This is a genomic window from Bartonella mastomydis, from assembly GCF_900185775.1.
Classification (GTDB): domain Bacteria; phylum Pseudomonadota; class Alphaproteobacteria; order Rhizobiales; family Rhizobiaceae; genus Bartonella; species Bartonella elizabethae.
Genome location: NZ_LT883132.1, coordinates 1 through 1,165 on the forward strand (window position 1 = coordinate 1; position 1,165 = coordinate 1,165).

The following is a 1,165-nucleotide window of genomic DNA, read 5'->3' on the forward strand; positions in this document are numbered from 1 at the left end:
GGCTATCTCAACAATTCAGAACGATACAGAGATTTTATCAAAACCAAGATATCATGGTGAAAATTTAAGCAATGTATCAATGCAAATGAAGCGTTTAGTATTTATCGATATTCCAAGGTGATAAAGAATTAAAAGTTCGTTAAAGAGGAATACCATGAACTTTACCGTGTTCACGCAACTTTTCAATAAAATTGATCAGATAACAAAAACATATGTCACGGATATTTCCTCAAAAGCAATTGTTGTAATTACCCCCTTTGTATCAATCGGGATCACCATCGCTTTCATTATCTATGGATGGCTCATCATTCGTGGCGCTATAGATATGCCACTCTCTGGGTTCGTAAGTCGTTTCCTGCGAATAAGTATTATTACTTCAATAGCGCTTACCGCAGGGCTTTATCAAAGTGAAATCGCAAATTTGATAACAAATATGCCCTATGATTTATCAAAAGCACTCATAACAAATCCGCTCACTGATATACAATTAATGGGCTTACTTGACAAAACAGCAGAAAATGGGTTCCAATATGCAGGTCGTCTTTTCCAAGAAACCGTCTTCTTCGAAGCCAATGGGCTGCTTTATAGTCTCTTGGGCATCCTCATATTGCTGGCAACAAGCTTCGTCGTCGCAATCGGCGGTGGGCTCGTTATCCTGACAAAAATAGCTATTACACTTCTCGTAGGATGGGGCCCTATCTTCATCATTGCCCTACTCTGGCAACCAACCCATCGCCTTTTCGAGCAATGGTTAATCCAAGTCGTAAATTACATAATCCTCTTTCTACTCTTAGCCACTGTCTTTAATGTGATGATGAATATCTTTGCAAACTATTTGAACGATATGAAACTCGATTACCAACAGAATGTGAGCTTTATGTTTGGGGGAGCATTCATCTTATCCATTATATCCATCATGCTCTTACTTAAACTATCAAGCATTGCCAATTCTCTCGCAAAAGGCATGACATTTGGACACCTATGGAAACATAAAAACTAGAAGCTATAAAAAGCGGTGATTCTCGTAACAGGCACCCTGAATATCCATAGGACAAAATAACCAAGATATCTAAATCCTGCAGTAAAAAATATTTGCACTGAAATTGAGCTATTTTGATCAATTAAAAAATGAAATTAAGAAAAGTAAAATAATTATACACTATGC

At 37.2% G+C, this 1,165-nt stretch carries 1 protein-coding gene; it reads left to right on the top strand.

The genetic code is table 11. From position 1 onward, the window contains the following. Nucleotides 1-154 precede the first annotated feature (154 nt). Nucleotides 155-1,000 (top strand): TrbL/VirB6 family protein, encoded by an 846-nt coding sequence (locus tag FJG96_RS00045; protein ID WP_139412231.1) that lies wholly within the window; start codon nt 155-157, stop codon nt 998-1,000. Nucleotides 1,001-1,165: the final 165 nt, after the last annotated feature.

Coding starts and splice junctions, on each gene's coding strand:
- FJG96_RS00045 (WP_139412231.1), top strand. CDS start 155: ATGAACTTTACCGTGTTCACGCAACTTTTCAATAAAATTGATCAGATA.